Source organism: Streptomyces sp. 15-116A (assembly GCF_025290915.1).
In the GTDB taxonomy this organism is placed as follows: Bacteria; Actinomycetota; Actinomycetes; order Streptomycetales; family Streptomycetaceae; genus Streptomyces.
In genome coordinates this window covers 1-3,923 of record NZ_JAOCQE010000418.1, presented here as the reverse complement: position 1 = coordinate 3,923, position 3,923 = coordinate 1, and the positions used below count along the sequence as shown (strand labels likewise).

The window sequence follows — 3,923 nt, the reverse complement described above, 5'->3', positions numbered from 1 at the left end:
GCTGTACGGGGAGTGGCTGCGCAGGGCCCGGCGGCGCAGCGAGGCCCGTGACGCGCTGCGGTCGGCCCTGGAGCGCTTCGAGCGGCTGCGGGCCGCGCCCTGGACCGAGCGCGCCCGGGCGGAACTCCGGGCGGCGGGCGACGCGACGACGACCGCGAACGCGACCGCGGAGAACGTCCTCGACCGGCTCACCCCGCAGGAACTCCAGGTGGTCCGGCTGGCCGCCGACGGCAACAGCAGCCGGGAGATCGCCGCGCAGCTGTTCCTCAGCCGCCGGACCGTCGAACACCACCTGTACAAGGCCTATCCCAAGCTGGGCGTCGGCTCCCGGCGCGAACTGGCCCGTCTCGACCTGGCCTGAACGGGACGGAGCCGACGGGCCCGGTGGCGGTCTGACAGTCCCCGTGGCGGCCGACAGGCTGTCAGACCCCGTGGCAGGCTGTCAGACCGCGTGGCGATCTGACAGATCGGGCGGCGATCTGACAGATCCGCGCCGGGGTCTGGGCCGCTCGCGGACGCCGGGCGGTCGTCTTTGCCAGAATCCGTGACCATGATGCGTGCTGCCTACATTGAACAGCTCGGATCTCCGGACGTCATCCGTTACGGTGATCAGCCCACGCCGGAACCGGGGCCGACCGACGTCCTGGTGGACGTCACCGCCGTCTCCGTCAACCACGTCGACACCTTCGTGCGCTCGGGTGCCTGGCGGACCCCGCTCACCTTCCCCTTCGTCATCGGCCGCGACCTCACCGGCACCGTCAGCGCGGTCGGCTCCGGCGTCCACCGGTTCCGGCCCGGTGACCGGGTGTGGTGCAACAGCCTCGGCCACGACGGCCGTCAAGGGGCCGCCGCGGAGCGTGTGGTGGTGCCCGTCGACCGGCTGTACCGGCTGCCCGAGGGCGCCGACCCGTACGAGACGGTGGCGCTGGCGCATCCGGCCGCGACCGCCTACCTCGGTCTGTTCACCCACGGGCGGCTGCGCTCGGGCGAGACCGTCGTCGTGGTCGGCGCGGGCGGCAACGTGGGGAGCGCCCTGGTGGTGATGGCCGCCGCCGCGGGCGCCCGGGTGATCGCGGTGGCCTCCGCGCGGGACGCCGGGTACTGCCGCGGCCTCGGCGCCGACCACGTCGTCGACTACCGGGATCCCGACGTCGCCGGGCGCATCCGCGCCGCCGTCCCGGCGGGGGTGAACCTCTACCTCGACGCCTCCGGCACCAACGACCTGGAGACCGCGGTGGACCTGCTCGCCGGGCGGGGGCGGATCGTGGTGCTCGCCGGACTGCGCTCCCGGCCCGTGCTGCCCGTGGGGCCGCTGTATCTGAGGGACCGTTCGATCCACGGCTTCGCCATCTCGCACGCCACCGCCGGGGAGCTCGCCGAGGCCGCCAGCGCCATCAACCGGCTCGTCGCCAACGGCCGCCTCAGGCCCCGGGCGGTCGAGCGGCTGCACCTGAGCGACGCCGCCGAGGCGCACCGCCGGCTGGAGGAGGGCAAGGTGCACGGAAAGATCGTGCTGAGCGTGGACGCCGGGGCCTGAGGCGGCCGGGCGGCACGGGCCCGGCCCACGGCGCCGGTGAAATGCGGGAATTCCGACCTGACAAATGAGAAAGCCGCTCTTTGACCGGCGCCGGACGGCCTGGACAGAATTCTGCCCATGACTGAGTCAATCATCGACACCTCCCCGCTCTTCGAGCTCAAGGCGGACATTCACATTTCCGCGACCCCGCTCGAGGTCTACTCGGTCGTCAGCGACCTGCCGCGCAGTGCGGAATGGAGCCCCGAATGCCGGGGCGGCACGTGGGTCGCCGGCGAACCGTCCACCGTCGGCGCCGTCTTCCGCGGCGAGAACCTGCGCAGCGAGGACGTCGTGGCCTGGGCCCCGCTGGTGCGCGGCGTCTGGCACACCGAGTGCCGCATCACCGCCGCCGAGCCCGGCCGCACGTTCCGGTGGATGATGCTCACCCACGCCCGTGAGGACCAGGAGAGCATCTGGGGCTTCGACATGGCGCCCGACGGCGACGGCTGCGTGCTCACCCACCACTTCCGCATGGGCCGGGCGACCGCCGGCATCCACAAGATCGTCGCCGATCTCGACGAGGCCGACCGCAGGCGCTTCGTCGCCGACTGGACCGCCAAGCTCGAACAGGACCTCGACGCCACGCTGAACCGCATCAAGGCCGTCATCGAAAAGCAGTGACAATTCCCCGGTGATCCGTACGGGAGCCTGAATTCACACGGCCCGCCGCACGGCTGAGGAACCGTCACGGCGGAGGAGAGGGTGGGCACATGTTTCTCCAGCGCATCGGAAACAAGGGAATTCGGCTGGGCACGCTGTTCGACCGGGCCGCGGCCCGGCATCCGGCGAATTCCGTGATTCTCGACCATGATCTCGACGTGGCTCCGGAGCGCGGGCGCCGCATGACGCTGACGGAGGTCGCCGACCTGGTCGACGACCTGGCCTCCCGGCTGTGGGCGGCGGGCGTCCGGTCCGGGGAACGCGTGGTCGTCCACAAGACCAACGGGTTCGACATCACGCTGCTGGCCTGCTCCGCGGCCCGGATCGGCGCCGTCCCGGTGCTGCTGTCCCCGAAGCTCGACGGCGCCACCGTGTGCGAGCTGGTGCGCCGCGTGGACCGGCCGTACCTGGTGACCGACCAGGACAAGCTGGACCACCACCTGCCAGCCGAGATCTTCGGCCTGGCCCGGCAGGTGCTCCTGGCCTCCGGCAGCCACGAGCAGGCCGTCGGACTCGACTCGCTGGCCGGCTCCCCGCGGGTCGCGCCGGTGACCATGCCGCCGGACCACCCGACGCTGGTCACCCACACCTCCGGGACCACCGGAACGCCCAAGCTGGCGGTGCACACCGGGCGCACCTTCGAGGCGCGCTACCGCCCGCAGGGCACGGTGGCGTCCCTGGTGGGCCGCAGCGAACCGGTGGCCATCCACGTGTCGTTCGTGCACTCGCGGATGTTCACGGCCATGCCGATCACGATCCTCCAGGGCCACCCGATGATCATTCTCCGGGAGGACGACCCGGACGTCGTGGCCGAGGTGTTCCGGCAGGCGCCGCCCGGCCTGATCGAGGCGCACCCGAACACGTTCCTGCGCTGGGAGGTGCTGGTCGACGACCCGCGCCGGCCGCTGGCGAACGTGAAGTACTTCAGCAGCACCTTCGACGCCATCCACCCGCGCACGGTGCACCTGATGCTGACCGCGTCACGCCGCGAGAACCCGCAGTTCGTGCAGATGTACGGGCAGAGCGAGGTCGGCCCGATCGCCGGGCGCACCTACTCGAAGAAGCGCGGCGCGGACGCCGACGGCCGCTGCGTGGGCTCCCCGTTCCCCGGCATGACGGGCGTCCGGGTGGTCAGCCGCGACGGCCGGCGGCCCACCAAGTCCAACCCCGGCTACATCGAGGTGCGTTCGGACGGACGGATCGTCACCTACCTCGGCGAGCACGAGCGGTGGGAGAAGCAGGCCGACGGCGAGTGGTGGCGCATGGGCGACCTGGGCTACCGCACCAAGTGGGGCTGCCTGCACCTGCTCGACCGCGAGGTCGACGAGATCGAGGGCATCGACAGCACCCTGGAGATCGAGGACACGCTCTTCGCGCGGATACCGGAGCTCGTCGAGGTCATCATCGTCCCCGACGAGGACGGCAGGCCGCTGCCCGTGGTGTGCACCCGCGACGACAAGCCGCTCGACCTCGCGGCCTGGAAGCGGGCGGTGGCCGGCCTGCCCGCGATGGCGGAGCCCGTGCAGTGGAAGCTCGACGACCTGCCGCAGACCGCCACCACCAAGATCAAGCGGCTGGAACTGGCCCGGCTGCTGAAGGCGGAACGCACGGGGGCGTAGCCCCCGGCCACCGCGCCGCGGCGCACGCCCGGCCGCCGCGCGAGGGCGCACGCCCCGCCACCACGCGG

4 protein-coding genes are annotated in these 3,923 nt (G+C 72.1%); all 4 read left to right on the top strand.

What is annotated here, in order from left to right; translation table 11 throughout:
- Positions 1 to 361 (top strand): helix-turn-helix transcriptional regulator (locus N4P33_RS33595; protein WP_260830713.1); only part of this gene is annotated, 361 nt, incomplete at its 5' end.
- Positions 362 to 553: 192 nt separating this feature from the next.
- Complete coding sequence (locus N4P33_RS33590; protein ID WP_260830714.1) at positions 554 to 1,537, top strand: NADPH:quinone reductase; 984 nt, start codon at positions 554 to 556, stop codon at positions 1,535 to 1,537.
- Between the two features lie 117 nt (positions 1,538 to 1,654).
- The gene (locus tag N4P33_RS33585; RefSeq protein ID WP_260830712.1) at positions 1,655 to 2,197 is read left to right on the top strand and encodes an SRPBCC family protein; all 543 of its coding nucleotides are present in this window, start codon (positions 1,655 to 1,657) and stop codon (positions 2,195 to 2,197) included.
- An 89-nt stretch (positions 2,198 to 2,286) separates the two neighbouring features.
- Positions 2,287 to 3,855, top strand: coding sequence for a class I adenylate-forming enzyme family protein (locus N4P33_RS33580; protein WP_260830711.1), 1,569 nt, complete (start codon positions 2,287 to 2,289; stop codon positions 3,853 to 3,855).
- Positions 3,856 to 3,923 lie beyond the last annotated feature (68 nt).